Genomic DNA, 16,454 nt, shown 5'->3' with positions numbered 1-16,454 from the left:
GGAATCATGGCGGATCAAGTAGCCAGAATCGTTTCTCAGTCTCAAAGCCGGCTAAATCTGCAGTTGTCCCAATCTTTTCAATCGGAATCCTCTTTCTGATCAGGATTTGAGTTCTTGCAGGCGGGCTATGTATTTTCCGAGGATGTCAAACTCAAGGTTGACCACCGTGCCCATTTGGATATCACGGAAGTTGGTGTTTGCACGGGTGTAAGGAATGATGGCCACCTCGAAAGTGTTGTTGGTGGGATTGCAGACCGTGAGGGAAACGCCGTTTACGGTTACCGACCCCTTGTCTACCGTGAAGTATCCGCGCCGCGTCATGTCGGGATCGAGCTTGTATTCAAACTTAAAGTAGGTACTTCCGTCGGCATCCCGCATGCCGACGCAACGGGCTGTCTCGTCAACATGACCTTGGACGATGTGCCCGTCCAGCCGCCCGTTCATGCGCATGGAGCGTTCCACATTGACGGCATCTCCAATTTGGAGGAGCCCCAGATTAGAGCGGTCGAGGGTTTCTTTCATGGCTGTAACGGTATAGGTGTCGTCCGTGATTCTTACTACGGTGAGGCATACGCCGTTATGGGAGATGCTCTGGTCAATTTTCAGTTCGCCCACAAACGAACATCTCAGGGTGAGATCGATGTTGCCCTGCGTTTTATTGATTGCCGTGAGGATGGCCATTTCTTCTACGATACCGCTAAACATATGACTTGGTAAAGGTTGGGTAAAATAAAAAGGGGCTGCACGATGATGTGATGATAAGTCCGAGTATATATGATTTGAGAACTCTCCGCCTTTGTAATCCACCGGCCTTGCGGCTTAGGTTCCGAGGAACTTTATATGGCCCGCCATTGGCAAAAGAAGCTGTCTCGGTTCTTATTTTAATTTTGATGACTATCCCGATCGAATCAGTGCAACCCCCGAGATTGTTCTCCTTTTCTGGTTGCAAAGATAGTAATTTAAATTAATACTGTCAAATGAATAGCTCTAAAAAATATTAAGCCGCCCGTCGTTTTGTGGTGGGCCTCAATAGAGGAAGCCGCCTTCTGGATGACAAAATCGGCGAGATTGAACGACAATCTCGGCGATTTCGTCGGACAATCTCGCCGATTTTGTCATTGTGTTAACGGCATTTTGCCTTGAGATGCGAGGCTTGTCGGATATGAGAGGGAGGTAGGGAGGAGGTGTTCTTATGTTTTTCTGGTCTCTTCGTCGTAAAGCTTGTCGAACCATTGGTGAAGCTTTTCTCTATCTTCGATGGTGGATTGGATGATCGAGAGCCGCTCCCGGTTCGGCGAGTTGTGCACCCAGAGGCGGATGTATCCCGCTCTGGAATACTTTTCCTGCATATGGTTTCGGAACCGGTTCCATTGGCCCGTCCGGTCCAAGGCAGGCTCTTTTTCCAAACCATATTGCACCGCACGCCGGAATACCATCTCGGGATCGAGGTCGCGGTCGGCTTCGGCAACGATTTTCCCATACAGGGAACGGGGGGAGTGGCTGGCTGACGCACGGTGATCTTCGACGGCTTCCTTCATGATCTTTATCTGTTCGGGCGAGAACCATTTCCTCAGGCGTGCGTCCGCGGCGAGAATTTTTCCCCCCATGATGTGGTGGATGGCTCGCGGACCGCTCATCCCGAGGTCGTGATAGGCCGCTATCGCATAGCACATATTGATGTCGGCTCCCGTGAGGCGGGCCAGTTCGAGGCTGTTTTTGATTACGCGCTGAACATGGACAAGCCCATGGCTCTTGCCAAATTCTGAATATCGGGGAAGGATTTGCCTCTCTACAAATCCCATCAATTCCAAGTCTATTTGTTGTTGCATTTCGTTATGAGAGTAGTAGGATGCCAAGGGCCGTTCCAACGCCGTAAACAAGCATGTTGCGTGCTGTCTGCCCCAGAATCTGGTTAAGTTCGCGGCCTTCGCGGATTCTACACATCTGCCTTTGCGTGCTCTGATGCCGGAAGAGGTAGGGCAGGAGCAGCGCCATGGCAGCGAATGTTGACGAACGCCCTTGCAGGTTGAATTCGTGGAGATAGATGCCGGCCATGATGAGCACGCCGATGAAGCCCACCCAGAGGTAGAGCCGTTCGGCATTCCTGTATCCGATTCTTACGACGAGGGTTATCTTATGGTCGCGTTTATCGTTGTTGCGGTCGCGATAGTTGTTTACCAACAATAAGGTGTCGATGACAAATCCACAAGCAACGGAAGCCAGAAAGACTTCAATGGTAATGTTTTGCAAGTTTTCCGGCAGGATGACATAATAGGTGCAGCAGACTGGAATGATTCCAAAAAACAAGAGAACGAGTACATCACCCAGACCCCAATAAGACAAGATGGTGGTGTACAGGAAGCAGAACAACACGCAGGCAATGCCGACAAGCAGCATCTGCGGTCCCCCGTAGACGACGAGGGGCAGGCCGGTGACGCAAGCGAGAAGAGAGGTTGCCGCGATTCCTTTCCTCATGGCATGGGGCGTAATCCAGCCTTCGGCGCATGCGCGCTTGGGGCCAAGGCGGGTTGCCCGGTCATCGTTGCCGTGCTTATAGTCAAAATAGTCGTTCACGAAGTTGGCATCTATCTGCATTATGAATGCGAACAGGAAGCTGAGAATGGCGGGAATCAGCTGGAAAGCGGCAATACCGGCATCCTTCAAGGCAAGTGCCGAGCCGATCATTACAGGAACGGCCGCTCCCGTCAAGGTCTTCGGGCGCGCCGCCAACAGCCACGATTTCGGCGAGTTAGTCTGTATATCGTTCTCGTTCATGCATCGGATTATATGTTTAAACCATCCCGTGCAGGGAGGACCGGAGGTATTTAGTTGAAAAAGTTCCAGCTCAATCCAAACCTTAAGATGCGGGCGTTCAGGGGATAGTGGGGGGTGAAGAAATAGTTACCTGTGCTCAAGCCCTCGTTGACATGACTCATCATCACGAAGAAGCGAGTGTGCTTCAGGTGGAAATTCGCATATACATTCACCACCGGATAGTTGCCCACCTTGGTCTTGCTATTGCCTTCCTGCACGGTGAATTGCCCGAGCCCGGGGGCATAGTCGGGAGCGTAGTACTTGGTGAAGTATCTCGCGTCGGCACCGAAGTCGCATTTCAGGACCTTGGAAATCGTGAATCTCAGGAACAGATTAGTGTAAACATTAAATCGGGGCACGACAAGAATATCCTCCTTGCTGGATTTCTGATAGGTGAGAACGGACTCCCAATTCAGCGGGCCGAAAGTGAAATCCTGAGCTATTTGTGCCGTAATCAGGCTGATGGCATCATCGCATTGACGGGCCATCACTTGATTGTTGAGCCGGTTATACTTTTCATTAATCTCATAACTCTGTCCGAGATAAGTGTAATTTTTAATTTCGTCTATGGCAATCCGTAGGTTCGTACGGGTCTTAGCCCAGCTTAAGATGCCCTGTATGCGACTATGGATGATGTTGTCGGCATCTATGTCCCACATGTAATGCCGACCCTGATAGTGCCGGTAGTAGAAACTTGGCCGATAGCGGTTGAAAAAACCACTTGCGGCCAATGTTACGGTATCGCCGAAAAGCTTGAAGTTCAAGTCGGCAGTTGCGCTGAGATGAACGGCTCCCGCGTCATCTCCAGCTACGCCGAATTCGCCTAAGGCATTGTAATGTAAAGTCTTTCCCTCTGTCTTTGAGAGTTGTCCGCCGATAAAGACGCCATTCTCCCTGTAAGTTGCGGGCCCCAGTTGGCCCGGCAATGTATAGTGCCGCATCTCATGACTGGCAAAAACCTTCAGCCCGGCCTTTGCCCATTTGTTGAATCCCTCTAATAAGGACAGGGCAAATGTGTTCTTGATATTATAGAAGCGGGTTTTGTCAAAAACAGAGTCGGGCAAGAGTCTTTCCGTTATGTCATAGGTGTTCTGGTAGAAACCGTCAGGAGTTTGGTAAGCCTGATAGATGCGTCGGTTTGTATTGAATTCAAGGGTATGGATGAAGCTGGTAACCGGCACATATTCATTCTTTAGCCACATCGTGTCTTCGGCAGCTGTCTTTTCTGCGGCAAGAATGCTGTCCAATTGTTCCTTGTTGCTGACTGCTATGCGGTTGTTTGCCGGTTTCGTGGTATCCGCAGGTTCTATGCCGGCTATCTTGGCATCGTCCGGACGCCCGCCGAAGGTTGGGTTGTTTGCTGCTTTTTTGTCATACTCCGCTTCGTCCAGGTCCTCGCCGTTCATGCGAGCCTTTTTCATAGCTTCCTCTTTCTCTTCACGGGCTTTCTGGTCTTTCTTGGCTTCCATGGCAAACTTGCGGGCTTTGATCTCCTCTTCGGTCATCTTTACCTTGCGCTTGAAGCCGAGGCTGTAGCGGTGGGTCAGGAAGAGATGGTGGTTGTCATAGCGGTTCCAGTTGGATTCCAGAACGGTCGGAATCTCAGTTGACTCGAAGCTTTCATTGAAAATCTCTGGCCTTGCTACATAGTCGTCATTGGTAATACCACCGTTCTCAGCCACTTTTTGGTGATTAGTTGAAAGGAGTAAATGTGCCTGGTAGTGGTCGCCCAAGTATGAGCCATACATTGTATAGTTGAAGTGAGAGGTACTTTGATTCGAATAATAGCCGCGACCATAGATATAATCAAACTTGAATCCCAGGCCTATTCGTTTACCCGCGTTTACTCCAAACTTAGCCGAGAAGTGGTCTTCGCCGTTGGTTCTATTGCCACATGTATTGAATGACAGGTTCGTGAACGGTGAGAGGGTGTTTGTAAAGTGGAAATCTTCGACATTAGTGAGAAAGAAGTCATAGGGGGCAGCGAAGAGGAATTCCGGCGCCTGCTGTCGATCTATAAATATACGGGCGATACGCGGAGATCCCAGATTCCCCAAAGTGTTGTATTCACCACGCATACCGGTAGTGAATATGCTATTCATATACATGTGGGATATGGTGTCGGGCTCTGTAAAAGTTCGGTCGCCGAATCGGTTGATGGTCCAAGTCTTCAGGCCTATAGGAATCTCTTTGTCCGTTCCCAGGGAGTCTTGCTGTCTTCGCTGATTCCTGTTTGTTGTAAAAGTGCCATCCTCATTGATTTGATTATAATCAGAGGATGTGTCAATTTGCGCTTTGCTGCCTAAAGTAATGGCAGAAAGCAGGAAGATCAAAATAAGTAATCTCTTCATTAATGAATGAATCGGAGGCAGCATTCAATGATTTTGAAAACCATTGCTGCCAGAATTATGATAGTGCCAACTGTTGCGTTTGCGAGAAAATAGATGGAGACACCTGCAATAGCTCCCAACATGAATATGATGTTGAGGATGTTGCGGATTTGAAGATACTTATCTTTGGGCTCTTTCATCAGTCGATGGTGTCTTGGTCTGTTGCTTCCTATTTCCATAATTATCTTAAGGCTTCCTTGATGCCATTGAATATCTCGTTTTTGCGATCAATCGTCGCACGGCGGAACTTACCGGACAGACGGCTCAGCTTGTTCTTGTTCTTATTGAGGGCAAACTCATCGACGATCCAATCCTCTGCCTTCGTCTTGAAGCCGGTATCCCGATTTTCCTCGTAGCTGTAGTTTATGCGAGACAGGGTCATGTGCAGATGATTGTCTGTGCAATTTGCGACAAGCGTATAATTGAATTCCGATCGGTCGAGCGAAATGAAGCTGCTGTTGAAGACCAGCCATTCGCACATGCGTGCTGCAATCTGGTGCTGGGCTTCGTTCACTAAGGCAATAGCACTTTTGGCAGCCTCGTCTGTTTTCTGGTTGTCGTCTTCTGCCAATTCATCCATATACTCATAGGCAATCTGGTAAATATCTTCAGCGCTCTTGCCGGGAACATCAAGGTCGAGCGTGAATGTTACGGAACCATCGACTACAGGAACAGCTCCTTCAAGATACTTGGAAATGTCATCGTCGTCTTTTTTACTGCTCTTCACATATTTATTTGTTTTCTTTGCTGCTGTAGCAGGCGGATTCCAGCCGCCATTAGAGGAGGGTATAACTGTTGTGGATTTGCTTTCAGGGGCATTGGGTATTGTGGGGGTATCTGTCTTTGTCGGTTCTTTCTTGTTGTCGGAAGCTGAGGTTTCTTTCTTTGTTTCTGGTACGGCGGTTGCCGGGGTTACATTAGCTTGCTGAGCTTCCTTGTTAAGCCGTTCCGCCTCTGCATTCAACTTAGCCGTTTCCTCTTGGGCTTTTCTTATCTGTTCCTGAATCGCAGCTTGCTTTGCCGCAATCTCCCTGGCCTTTTTGTCAGCTTCTTCTTTTGCTTTTCTGTCAGCCTCAGCTTTGGCTTTAGCCTTTGCTTCCGCGGCGGCCTTTTGTGCTTTCTCCGCTTTGGCCTTGGCTTCGGCTACCGCTTTCTGGGCAGCCTCCAATTGCCGCCGCGCTTTTTCCAACTGCTGCTCAGGAGTTAATGTTGTATTACTTTGTGCAAAGCTTACAAATGGCATAATGGCAAATAATGCAATCAGAACCTTCTTCATGATCTTGTAGTTATTATATTTATTTTACAAAGGTAATCAAATCTCTTGAATTAACGATGCCTTAAACTAATGTTTAACATTAATTATTTCGAATTCAGCTGTTCTTTAAGTCTGACGATTTCATCTCTATATTGGGCGGCTTGGATAAAATCAAGTTGTTTTGCGGCCTGTTTCATCAGGGCTGTTGTATTGGCGATGCTCTTCTCTAATTGCTCTTTTGACATGCGCTCAATAATAGGATCTGCAGCAAAGGCTGCACTGTCAGGTTCCATATAGATGTATGCGTTGGAAGGAGCCTGAATAGAAGGAGCAATAATGTCCTTGGTCGTAGGGAGGGCATTCTTAATATCCTTGACTATCTGCTTAGGTGTAATGTGATGTTTCTCGTTATATTTCAATTGTTTCGTGCGTCTGCGATAAGTCTCGTCAATGGTTTTCTGCATGCTTTCCGTGATAGTGTCCGCATACATGATTACCTTTCCGTTCACATTGCGGGCTGCGCGCCCTGCTGTCTGGGTTAGAGAACGATGGCTGCGGAGGAATCCTTCTTTGTCCGCATCTAGAATAGCAACAAGGGAAACCTCGGGTAAGTCAAGTCCTTCGCGAAGGAGATTTACACCAACAAGGACATCAAAGACACCAGAACGAAGGTCGTTCATTATCTTCACACGGTCAAGAGTGGCTATATCGCTATGAATATAGTTGGCCTTTACATCATGATTCAGCAGATATTCCGTAAGTTCTTCTGCCATTCGTTTGGTCAGGGTGGTAACCAGCACACGCTCTCTTCTGTGGCTTCGGGTCAGAATCTCGTCCAATAAATCATCTATTTGGTTCTCACTTGGACGAACTTCAATCTCTGGATCAAGAAGGCCGGTAGGACGGATCAATTGTTCTACGACCGCTCCTTCAGACTCTTCTAACTCGTAATCGGCAGGAGTGGCAGACACATAGATCACCTGGTTAATCATTTCATGAAACTCTTCGAATCGCAGTGGACGGTTGTCGAAAGCTGCCGGCAAGCGGAATCCATATTCAACCAAGTTTTGCTTGCGTGCCCTATCGCCGCCAAACATGGCGTTGATTTGCGGTATGCTCACATGGCTCTCATCGATTACCATGAGGTAGTCTTTGGGGAAAAAGTCAAGCAGGCAATATGGTTTCTCTCCGGGTTGGCGGCCGTCAAAATAGCGGGAATAGTTTTCGATACCGGAACAATGTCCTAATTCTTTGATCATTTCCATGTCGTATTCTACCCTCTCTTTAATGCGGTGGGCTTTGATATTCTCTCCCATCTCGGCAAAGAAGTCCACCTGTTTGACTAAATCGTCTTGAATTTCGTGAATGGCCAGTTCTGTTTGTTCCTTGGAAGTTACGAAGAGATTTGCCGGATAAATCTGATATTCTTGGAATGAAGCCAGTTGACGGAATGTAACGGAGTCGACTTCTTCGATAGAATCTATCTCGTCGTCCCACCAGGTAACGCGTAGCACATTGTCGCTGTATGCCATAGCGATATCAACCGTATCGCCTTTTACCCGGAAGTTGCCTCGTTGCAGATCAATGTCGTTTCGGATATAAAGCGCATCGACAAGCTTTCTTAGGAATTGGTTTCTGTCAAGTTTTTGTCCTATACTTATGGCTATCACGCTATTTGCCATTGCGGTCGGCCCACCCATGCCGTAGATACAGGAAACAGAAGAAACAACAACAACATCTTTCCGCCCTGACAGCAAGGCGCTTACCGCTCCAAGCCTGAGCTTGTCTATATCCTCGTTGATTGCGAGGTCCTTTTCTATATAAGTGTCTGATGCCGGAAGATATGCTTCCGGTTGATAATAGTCATAATAAGAGACATAATATTCGACGGCATTCTCAGGAAAGAATCCTTTCATTTCTTGGTATAGCTGCGCAGCCAATGTCTTGTTGTGGCTTAACACCAAAGTCGGTTTATTGATATTAGCTATTACATTAGCAATGGTAAAGGTTTTTCCAGAACCGGTAACCCCAAGTAAGACTTGGGCGGGATCCCCGCGCCTGATGCCTTCCGTGAGTTCTCTTATCGCCTCGGGTTGGTCGCCGGTCGGTTTATATTTTGATGTAAGCTTGAAATCCATATGTGCAAATTTACTAAAATTATATGTTTTAATGTATTGTTATTCGTGATTTTTTGCTAAAAAATATAGCTTTTACTTTGTAAATAAAGGAAATATATGTAACTTTGCAACTTAAACTGAAATGTATGAAGAAACTTCCCATTATAATATTTTCGGGCCTGTTGCTTGTAACAAGTTGTGCAAAAGAATTCAACAATGTTTACAAGAGTAGTGATTACCAATACAAATATGAGTATGCAAAGGAATGTTTTGCGAATGGTAAGTACACTCGGGCAACGACATTGCTTTCAGAACTGATAACCCTTATGAAAGGTACGGACAAGGCGGAAGAGAGTCTTTATATGTTGGGGATGGCTCAATATAATAATAAGGATTACACCAATGCTTCAGAAACATTCAGGCGATATTCCAATTCTTATCCGCGGGGCGCTTATTCCGAACAAGCGAAATATTATGTGGGGCAAAGCCTTTACATGAGTACACCCGAGCCTCGCCTTGACCAGAGCCAGACCGTAGCGGCCATTTCTGCCTTTCAGGAGTTCTTGGACCTATATCCGAATTCCGAATTGAAGCCGATTGCCCAGCAACGCCTTTTTGCCCTTCAGGACAAACTTGTAGAGAAAGAACTCTACAACGCGCGGCTTTATTATGACATTGGCACATACTTTGGTAATTGCTCAAGCGGAGGGAATAACTACGAGTCATGTGTTATTACAGCCCAGAACGCCCTCAAAGACTATCCCTATAGTAAGTATCGTGAGAACTTTTCAATACTCATCATGAAAAGCAAATATGAGCTTGCACAGATGAGCGTGGAGTCAAAGAGGCTTGACAGGTATCAGGATGCGCAAGATGAATGTTATGGGTTTATCAACGAATATCCGGATTCAAAGGAGAAGGCATCTGCTGAGCGATATATCGAAAAGTGTAAGAGCTATATCGCAGCACATGAGCATGACGCCGATAACATGGGTCCAATCAATGATATGAACAGAAATTAAGAAATCAAACTATAAATAATAAAAATGGATTACAAGAAGTCAAAGGCACCGGTAAACACTGCAACCCGCAACATTATGGATCTCTGCAGGGAAACCGGCAACATTTATGAGAGTGTCGCGATCATCGGAAAGCGCAGCAATCAGATTGCAATGGAGATAAAGACTGACTTGAACAAGAAGCTTGCGGAATTTGCCTCATATAATGACTCTTTGGAAGAAGTCTTCGAAAATCGTGAGCAAATAGAGATCTCTCGTTATTATGAAAAGCTCCCCAAGCCGACATTGCTGGCAACGCAGGAGTTTATAGAGGGGAATGTTTATTGGCGCGACCCCGCGAAAGACAAAGAGGAATTCGGGGCATGATTCAGCGTATACAGACCGTCTATCTGTTGTTGGCACTCTTGGCGACTGTTATTTGCCTGTGTCTCCCGATTGGCAGCATTGCGCCTAAGGGAATGGGAGTCGATGTAGAAGTCTTTAATCTTTTCGTAATGGTAGGGCAAGGTACGGTGAACTTTTCCGTATGGCCTCTGTTTGCGTTGTTGTTGGTTACATGTCCGCTGACAATAGCGGCCACCATGGCCTATAAAAAGCGTAGGTTGCAGGCAAAGCTTTGCTATTGGAACATTGTCTTTTGCCTGGCATGGTATGCCTACTATGCATTCATGGTATTGAATGATTTCCAGCAGATGGGTACCTATCATGTGGCCTTTGCGGTTTGCCTGCCATTTGTCGCAATTGTCTTGTATGCCCTCGCGCGTCGGGGAATCATGAAAGACGAAGAGCTGATCAGGTCTTCGGAGAGAATCAGATAAAAGTCTTTAAGTTATCTCAGGGAGAGGTGTCGCAAACCCTCCATGGCATTACCAGCAGTTGGTAACATGATTACAAGCTGCTTGTAATGCTGTTACAAATCGTTGGTAATGCCGTTACAAGCCGTTTGTAATATTGCTTGATGCGGTTTTGCCATGTGGGGTATATATGGTTTCTACGCCAAGGAAGCCGCTCCCTGTTTAAGAGGGGACGGCATTCTTGTCTGTGAGAATTGCTTGTCGGAGGTCAAAGAACCAATCTTGGCTGGGGAATCTTAGAGCCCCAAACTTTTCAATGTCTTTTCCTTAGCTTTATTAACTTCATCATTGGCTTTTCCTGCAGCTTTGTTCACAGCGTCATTAGCCTTTGTCTGAGCTTCGCTAACTTTTTCGCCCACCTTGTTTCCCGCAGCTGTTTTTGTCTTCTCAACAGCATTCTCCACGGCTGTGGTGGCAGCTTTTTTTGCCGTGGCAGGAGCGTTCTTGATAGCTTCCGCGGCAGCTTCAGCAGTTGCAATGGCGGTAGCGCCTTTTGCTATGGCTGGTGAAGCCAGGTCTGCTACATCGGCGGCAACGGCATTCCTGGCCTTCTCTGTGGTTGTTGTCGCAGTTGTCGGGAGATTCTTGATGCTTTCTACCAAGTTGGCGATGGTATTATTATCCGAGGCGACATTCTTAATGGCTTCAGCATTCTCATTGATGAAGTTCTTGATTGCCGCTCCGTAACTCAGGGCTTCGTCGAGTTTGTTATTATCTACAAGGTTCTTGTAGACGGTCTGTAAGGTGGCAAGTGAAGCGATGGTTTCTTCGCTATTGTTGGATTTGAGTGCTTTTCGCAACTCAGCTGTGAGATGCTTGAATGTAGCTTGGGATTCTTCGGTGAGTGCTGCTATGCTGTCGGAGTCTGCAGTTTCCACGGGAGTTGCCGTCTTGTTACCACAACTTGCCAAGGTGATTGCTCCAACTGCGATAGCCATAAAAATGATTTTCTTCATATCTTTTTCTTTTTAAATGAGTTGATAATTGCGGACAAATATAGTGTCTTTTAAAATAGGTTATTCTTTTTGTTATGATTTTTTAATCAAAAAAAGATGGCTTGCAGATTCCTGCAGGCCATCTTCTATCAAGAGAAATTTATCTGTCTGTTATTTAAATGACTTCGCTCCAGTCTTCCTGAGTCTTACGAACATAGGTCTGATAGCGCAGTTTTGCCATGCGTTCCGCGGCAGAGAAGAGTTCCTCTGCCTCTGCGGGATAGGCCTTGGCAACAGAAGAATAGCGCACCTCACCCAACAGGAAGTCGCGGAAGTCTTCCCATTTTGGTTCCTTGGAGTCGAGCGTGAACGGATTCTTGCCTTCCTCGGCGAGTTGTGGGTTGTAGCGCCACAGATGCCAGTAACCGCAAGCTACTGCCAGTTCTTCCTCACGCTGGCTCGTACCCATGTTTCTCTTCATCTTCTTGGTGCCTTTGATGCCATGATTGATACATGGTGCATAGGCAATAACCAATGACGGACCGGGATAAGCCTCAGCCTCGCGAATAGCCTTGAGGGTCTGATTGTTGTCGGCTCCCATTGCGATTTGGGCAACATATACATAGCCATAAGTGGTCTGCATCAGTCCAAGGTCCTTCTTGCGGATGCGTTTGCCTTGGGCGGCAAACTGGGCTATCGCGCCGAGAGGTGTAGACTTGGAGCTCTGGCCGCCGGTGTTGGAGTACACCTCGGTGTCAAGCACGAGGATATTTACATCTTCTCCGGAAGCGAGCACATGGTCGAGGCCGCCGTAACCGATGTCGTAAGAAGCCCCATCGCCACCGATAATCCACTGGCTCCGCTTTATCAGATAGTGGTCGAGCGTCTTGAGTTCAGCGCAAATGGGGCACCCGTGCTCCGCACCTTCTGCAATCAGTGGCTTGAGCTTGGCTGCCGCAACTTTTGAGCTGTCGGCATCATTTTGGCTTTCAATCCATTCCTGTGCGGCTTCTTTCATGCCGGCAGGTGTCTTTTCATCGGCAATCAGCTCGTTCAGGAGGAGTGTGATGCGTTCCTTCATTTTCTTGTTTCCAAGTGCCATTCCGAGTCCGAACTCACAGAAGTCCTCAAACAAGGAATTGTCAAAGGCGGGCCCTTGGCCTTGTGCGTTGGTCGTATAGGGGGTTGAAGGGATTGACGCGCTGTAAATAGAGGAACATCCTGTGGCGTTGGCAATCATCTCCCTGTCGCCGAACAGCTGAGAAATGAGTTTGACATAAGGTGTCTCTCCGCAACCGGAACATGCACCGGAGAATTCAAACAGGGGCTGAGCGAATTGTGAGTTCTTGGGGCTCTGCTTGATATCGACGAGATGCTGCTTGGAAGTAACTTCATGTATAAGGTGCTCCCAGTTCCCAGCCTCTTGAATCATATCTGGTGCGTCCACATTGAATGGAACCATCTTGAGGGCTTTCTCAATTTCGCCAGTCTCACGGTTTTTCTTGCCTGGGCAAACATCGGCACAGTTGCCGCAACCCAGACAGTCGAGTACAGAAACCTGAATGCGGAACTTCATTCCCTTGAGCGTTTTGGGGGCAAGAATATCGAGCATCGGCCCCTCAAAACCGGCAGTCTCTTTCTCATCGAGGACAAACGGGCGGATAGCAGCATGCGGACAGCTATAGGCACACTTGTTGCACTGGATGCAGTTGTCTGAATTCCAGACGGGAACGAAAGCTTCTACTCCGCGCTTCTCGTAGGCCGCAGTGCCATTTTTCCATGTTCCATCTACGGTATCGTGCTTCACGAAGTCGGAGACTTTGAGAAGATCACCAGCCTGTGCATTGATAGGGCGGACAATCTCTTTGATGAATGCCGGGGCCTTGTCCTCGGTGTCATTGTTGTCGGTGAGATTAGCCCATGCCGGGTCAATGGCAAGTTCTTTGTATTCCCCGCCTCGGTCCACGGCTGCATAGTTCAGGTCTACGACATCTTGACCTTTCTTTCCATAGCTCTTTACAATGAATGCTTTCATCTGTTCTATGGCAAGGTCGATGGGAATAACTTCCGTGATGCGGAAGAATGCACTCTGAAGAATGGTGTTCGTGCGATTGCCTAAACCAATTTCTTGAGCGATCTTAGTGGCATTGATGTAGTAAACCTTGATGTTATTCTTGGCAAAGCAGCGTTTTACCTTGTTAGGAATAAAGTTGACGAGCTCGTCTCCGTCAAAGATTGTGTTCAAGAGGAATATGCCGTTCTTGCGCAATCCGCGTGTTACATCATACATGTGCAAGTAAGCCTGAACATGGCATGCCACGAAGTTAGGAGTATTCACCTGATAAGCACTGTGGATGGGTTCATCGCCAAAGCGGAGATGGGAACAGGTGAACCCTCCGGATTTCTTTGAGTCGTATGAGAAGTAGGCCTGGCAATACTTGGTGGTATTGTTACCGATAATCTGAACGGAATTCTTGTTTGCGCCTACAGTACCGTCAGCTCCGAGCCCATAGAACTTTGCTTCGAACAGGCTGTCGCCACCCATTGGGATTTCCTCTTCTTCCGGGAGAGAAGTAAAGGTAACATCATCGACGATACCCACGGTAAAGTGGTCTTTGGGCTCCGGCATCTCAAGATTCTTGTAAACGGCAATGATCTTAGCCGGTGTCGTGTCTGAAGAGCCGAGACCATAACGCCCGCCGACAACCAACGGCTTGCGTGGATCATCGTAGAGGGCAGACTTGACATCAAGATACAGCGGCTCGCCTTCTGCGCCGGGTTCTTTCGTACGGTCAAGCACGGCAATCCGCTTTACGGTTGCAGGCAAGGCCTTCTTCAAGAAGTCCACAGAGAATGGGCGATAGAGATGTACTGCCACCATACCTACTTTCTTGCCTTGTTTCAGCAGATAATCAATAGCCTCACGAGCAGGCTCTGTGGCAGACCCCATCAGAACAATTACATTTTCAGCGTCCGGGGCACCATAATAGTTGAAGCAGTGATACTCACGCCCTGTGATATCAGAAATCTTGCCGCAAAGATCTTCTACTACCTGGGGAATATTCTCATAGTATGAGTTGGATGCCTCACGGTGGGTGAAGAAAGTCTCTGGGTTTTCTGCGGTGCCGCGTGTAACAGGCCGCTCTGGAGAAAGTGCACGGTCGCGGAACTTTTTGATATCGTCTAAGTCAACCAATGGACGGATATCTTCCATATCCATTTCTTCAACTTTGTGATATTCGTGGGAAGTGCGGAAACCATCAAAGAAGTTGATAAAAGGAATGCTCGTCTTGAGTGTGGCAATATGGGGAATGGCCGTTAAGTCCATAACCTCCTGTACGGAACCGGAGCAGAACATCGCGAAACCCGTCTGACGGCATGCCATTACATCCTGATGGTCGCCGAAGATGCAAAGAGAGTGAGATGCCAGCGTTCGGGCAGAAACATCGAATACGCATGGAAGCAGTTCGCCGGCAATCTTATACATGTTAGGAATCATCAGCAGCAAGCCTTGCGAAGCGGTGAATGTTGTTGTCAGGGCACCAGCCTGGAGTGATCCGTGAAGTGCGCCGGCAGCTCCGCCTTCAGATTCCATTTCCTGGACAGACACGGTCTGCCCAAAGAGATTCTTGCGGCCTTTCGCAGCCCACTCGTCTACATGCTCTGCCATGGGTGATGACGGAGTGATAGGATAGATGGCAGCTACTTCAGTAAACATGTAGCTTACATGTGCAGCAGCAGTATTACCATCACAAGTGATAAACTTTTTTTCTTTTGCCATTTTGTTTTTGATAAATATTAATGAATGTTTGTTGTATGATTTTAATAAAGAAAGCCTAACAGCCACAGTGGTATGCGGTTGTCTTTTCCTATTTCTGTATTATATCTTGCATAGATGGTATCGGAATTATACCTTAGTTTATATTCCCCCTTTGCATTGCAAATTCGAAACTTCTTGGTGTCGTCGACAATAAAGAAGTGGTCTTTGGTGCCCTGATTCACCCTGTGGTCTTTCCACATCGTATTCACAAAGAAGGTCTCCATCAGTTCTTGTTCGTTTACCTGAATGGGGTATATGGCATAGAGCAGGTTCGGATTGTGGAGTATTATCTTGGACGGTTTCTTGGGGAATTCTTCTCCGACGGGATATATCATATTGATGAGTCGGGCGTCGGCAAGATACTTGATATAGTTCATCACGGTAGCTCGGCTGGTCTCGATGTCTTTTGCCAGATTACTGATGTTTGGCCCTTTTTCTGTGTTTTGTGCCAATAGATAAAACAGCTTTTTTATCTTTGTGAGATATTTCAAATCTATTTGTTTGATGAGCAGGATGTCGACTTCTGTCATCATATTCATTGTCTTCAGGAGATTCTCCGAGAAATTTCGATGCTCAAGAAAGAAGGGATAGAAGCCATGATGGATGTAATCCTGAAAATACTTTGTGGGACTAACCAGAGGCAGAACCTGCTTAATGATGTGCTCATGGTCATAAAGTATCGCATCGAGTGAGTAGGCTGGAATGTCAGTACCGGCTTGCAGGTTGATAAACTCGCGAAAAGAGAACCCTCTTAGGTTATAGCTTTTTACAATACCGTTGAGCTCCGGGTTCTCTTCTTTCAAACGCATGACACTCGAGCCTGTAAAAATAATCTTCAGTCCTGGCAGCATGTCATAGCATTGGCGTAGTTCCTTACTCCAGTTAGGCTGCTTGAAAACTTGATCTATCAGCAATACCTTACCGCCGTTTCTGACAAAGTCGACGGCAAAATCAAAGATTCCATTCCCCTGAAAATAAAAATTATTCATGTTCACATAGAGGCATTGCCTGTCTGTAGGGCTGAAGTTCTCTTTGGCATATTGCAACAGGAAGGTCGTTTTCCCCACGCCTCGAGTCCCCTTAATACCAATCAGTCTGTCGTTCCAGTCAATTTCATCCATGAGGTTACGGCGCACGGGCGCGTTCTGGAGCTCAACAAGATTGGTATGAGTGCGAAAGAAAGCTTCCTCCATAATTATTGTACCGAGTTGGTTATTTTAGTTGCAAAGGTAATATTTATTTTGAAAAAT

Annotated in this window: 13 protein-coding genes; 3 read left to right on the top strand and 10 right to left on the bottom strand. The window is 47.2% G+C overall.

Annotated elements, in window-relative coordinates; all coding sequences use genetic code 11:
- Positions 1 to 99: 99 nt before the first annotated feature.
- The 7 genes from C7120_RS11105 to uvrB all read right to left on the bottom strand — a co-directional run bounded on the left by C7120_RS11105 (position 100) and on the right by uvrB (position 8,597).
- Complete coding sequence (locus C7120_RS11105; RefSeq protein WP_107621737.1) at positions 100 to 705, bottom strand: riboflavin synthase; 606 nt, start codon at positions 703 to 705, stop codon at positions 100 to 102.
- Between the two features lie 485 nt (positions 706 to 1,190).
- On the bottom strand, positions 1,191 to 1,829 hold the full coding sequence (locus C7120_RS11100) for an HD domain-containing protein (protein WP_107621736.1): 639 nt from the start codon (positions 1,827 to 1,829) through the stop codon (positions 1,191 to 1,193).
- 4 nt (positions 1,830 to 1,833) lie between these two features.
- The gene (gene menA, locus C7120_RS11095; protein WP_107621735.1) at positions 1,834 to 2,775 is read right to left on the bottom strand and encodes a 1,4-dihydroxy-2-naphthoate octaprenyltransferase; all 942 of its coding nucleotides are present in this window, start codon (positions 2,773 to 2,775) and stop codon (positions 1,834 to 1,836) included.
- Positions 2,776 to 2,825: 50 nt separating this feature from the next.
- A complete protein-coding gene (locus tag C7120_RS11090; RefSeq protein ID WP_107621734.1) occupies positions 2,826 to 5,165 on the bottom strand; it encodes a putative porin in 2,340 nt (779 codons plus the stop codon).
- Positions 5,165 to 5,383, bottom strand: coding sequence for a hypothetical protein (locus C7120_RS14215; protein ID WP_107621733.1), 219 nt, complete (start codon positions 5,381 to 5,383; stop codon positions 5,165 to 5,167). Before C7120_RS14215 ends, C7120_RS11090 begins: the two co-directional genes overlap by 1 nt.
- A 2-nt stretch (positions 5,384 to 5,385) precedes the next feature.
- The gene (locus C7120_RS11080; protein WP_107621732.1) at positions 5,386 to 6,480 is read right to left on the bottom strand and encodes a DUF4468 domain-containing protein; all 1,095 of its coding nucleotides are present in this window, start codon (positions 6,478 to 6,480) and stop codon (positions 5,386 to 5,388) included.
- Positions 6,481 to 6,563: 83 nt separating this feature from the next.
- Positions 6,564 to 8,597, bottom strand: a complete 2,034-nt coding sequence (uvrB, locus tag C7120_RS11075) for an excinuclease ABC subunit UvrB (protein ID WP_107621731.1) — start codon at positions 8,595 to 8,597, stop codon at positions 6,564 to 6,566.
- A 125-nt stretch (positions 8,598 to 8,722) separates the two neighbouring features.
- Between uvrB and C7120_RS11070 the strand changes: the two genes are divergently transcribed.
- From C7120_RS11070 to C7120_RS11060, 3 genes are read left to right on the top strand one after another with little or no spacing between them, the layout of a single operon-like run.
- On the top strand, positions 8,723 to 9,598 hold the full coding sequence (locus C7120_RS11070; RefSeq protein WP_107621730.1) for an outer membrane protein assembly factor BamD: 876 nt from the start codon (positions 8,723 to 8,725) through the stop codon (positions 9,596 to 9,598).
- 24 nt (positions 9,599 to 9,622) lie between these two features.
- Entirely contained in the window at positions 9,623 to 9,961 is a 339-nt protein-coding gene (locus C7120_RS11065) for a DNA-directed RNA polymerase subunit omega (RefSeq protein WP_107621729.1), read from the top strand.
- Entirely contained in the window at positions 9,958 to 10,413 is a 456-nt protein-coding gene (locus C7120_RS11060) for a DUF4293 domain-containing protein (protein ID WP_107621728.1), read from the top strand. The genes C7120_RS11065 and C7120_RS11060 overlap by 4 nt, the downstream gene beginning before the upstream one ends.
- Before the next feature lie 272 nt (positions 10,414 to 10,685).
- On the opposite strand, the gene C7120_RS11055 is transcribed toward C7120_RS11060, so the two are convergent.
- The 3 genes from C7120_RS11055 to C7120_RS11045 all read right to left on the bottom strand — a co-directional run bounded on the left by C7120_RS11055 (position 10,686) and on the right by C7120_RS11045 (position 16,397).
- Entirely contained in the window at positions 10,686 to 11,405 is a 720-nt protein-coding gene (locus C7120_RS11055; RefSeq protein ID WP_107621727.1) for a hypothetical protein, read from the bottom strand.
- A gap of 154 nt (positions 11,406 to 11,559) precedes the next feature.
- A complete protein-coding gene (nifJ, locus tag C7120_RS11050) occupies positions 11,560 to 15,165 on the bottom strand; it encodes a pyruvate:ferredoxin (flavodoxin) oxidoreductase (protein ID WP_107621726.1) in 3,606 nt (1,201 codons plus the stop codon).
- A 41-nt stretch (positions 15,166 to 15,206) separates the two neighbouring features.
- On the bottom strand, positions 15,207 to 16,397 hold the full coding sequence (locus C7120_RS11045; RefSeq protein ID WP_107621725.1) for an ATP-binding protein: 1,191 nt from the start codon (positions 16,395 to 16,397) through the stop codon (positions 15,207 to 15,209).
- Positions 16,398 to 16,454 lie beyond the last annotated feature (57 nt).

It is taken from the genome of Prevotella sp. oral taxon 376 (genome assembly GCF_003043945.1).
GTDB lineage: Bacteria > Bacteroidota > Bacteroidia > Bacteroidales > Bacteroidaceae > Prevotella.
This window is presented reverse-complemented; position numbering and strand designations above follow the sequence as displayed.

Excerpts from the sequence above, each read along its gene's own strand:
- C7120_RS11105 (WP_107621737.1), bottom strand. The coding sequence starts at position 705 with ATGTTTAGCGGTATCGTAGAAGAAATGGCCATCCTCACGGCAATCAAT.
- C7120_RS11100 (WP_107621736.1), bottom strand. The coding sequence starts at position 1,829 with ATGCAACAACAAATAGACTTGGAATTGATGGGATTTGTAGAGAGGCAA.
- menA (WP_107621735.1), bottom strand. The coding sequence starts at position 2,775 with ATGAACGAGAACGATATACAGACTAACTCGCCGAAATCGTGGCTGTTG.
- C7120_RS11090 (WP_107621734.1), bottom strand. The coding sequence starts at position 5,165 with ATGAAGAGATTACTTATTTTGATCTTCCTGCTTTCTGCCATTACTTTA.
- C7120_RS14215 (WP_107621733.1), bottom strand. The coding sequence starts at position 5,383 with ATGGAAATAGGAAGCAACAGACCAAGACACCATCGACTGATGAAAGAG.
- C7120_RS11080 (WP_107621732.1), bottom strand. The coding sequence starts at position 6,480 with ATGAAGAAGGTTCTGATTGCATTATTTGCCATTATGCCATTTGTAAGC.
- uvrB (WP_107621731.1), bottom strand. The coding sequence starts at position 8,597 with ATGGATTTCAAGCTTACATCAAAATATAAACCGACCGGCGACCAACCC.
- C7120_RS11070 (WP_107621730.1), top strand. The coding sequence starts at position 8,723 with ATGAAGAAACTTCCCATTATAATATTTTCGGGCCTGTTGCTTGTAACA.
- C7120_RS11065 (WP_107621729.1), top strand. The coding sequence starts at position 9,623 with ATGGATTACAAGAAGTCAAAGGCACCGGTAAACACTGCAACCCGCAAC.
- C7120_RS11060 (WP_107621728.1), top strand. The coding sequence starts at position 9,958 with ATGATTCAGCGTATACAGACCGTCTATCTGTTGTTGGCACTCTTGGCG.
- C7120_RS11055 (WP_107621727.1), bottom strand. The coding sequence starts at position 11,405 with ATGAAGAAAATCATTTTTATGGCTATCGCAGTTGGAGCAATCACCTTG.
- nifJ (WP_107621726.1), bottom strand. The coding sequence starts at position 15,165 with ATGGCAAAAGAAAAAAAGTTTATCACTTGTGATGGTAATACTGCTGCT.
- C7120_RS11045 (WP_107621725.1), bottom strand. The coding sequence starts at position 16,397 with ATGGAGGAAGCTTTCTTTCGCACTCATACCAATCTTGTTGAGCTCCAG.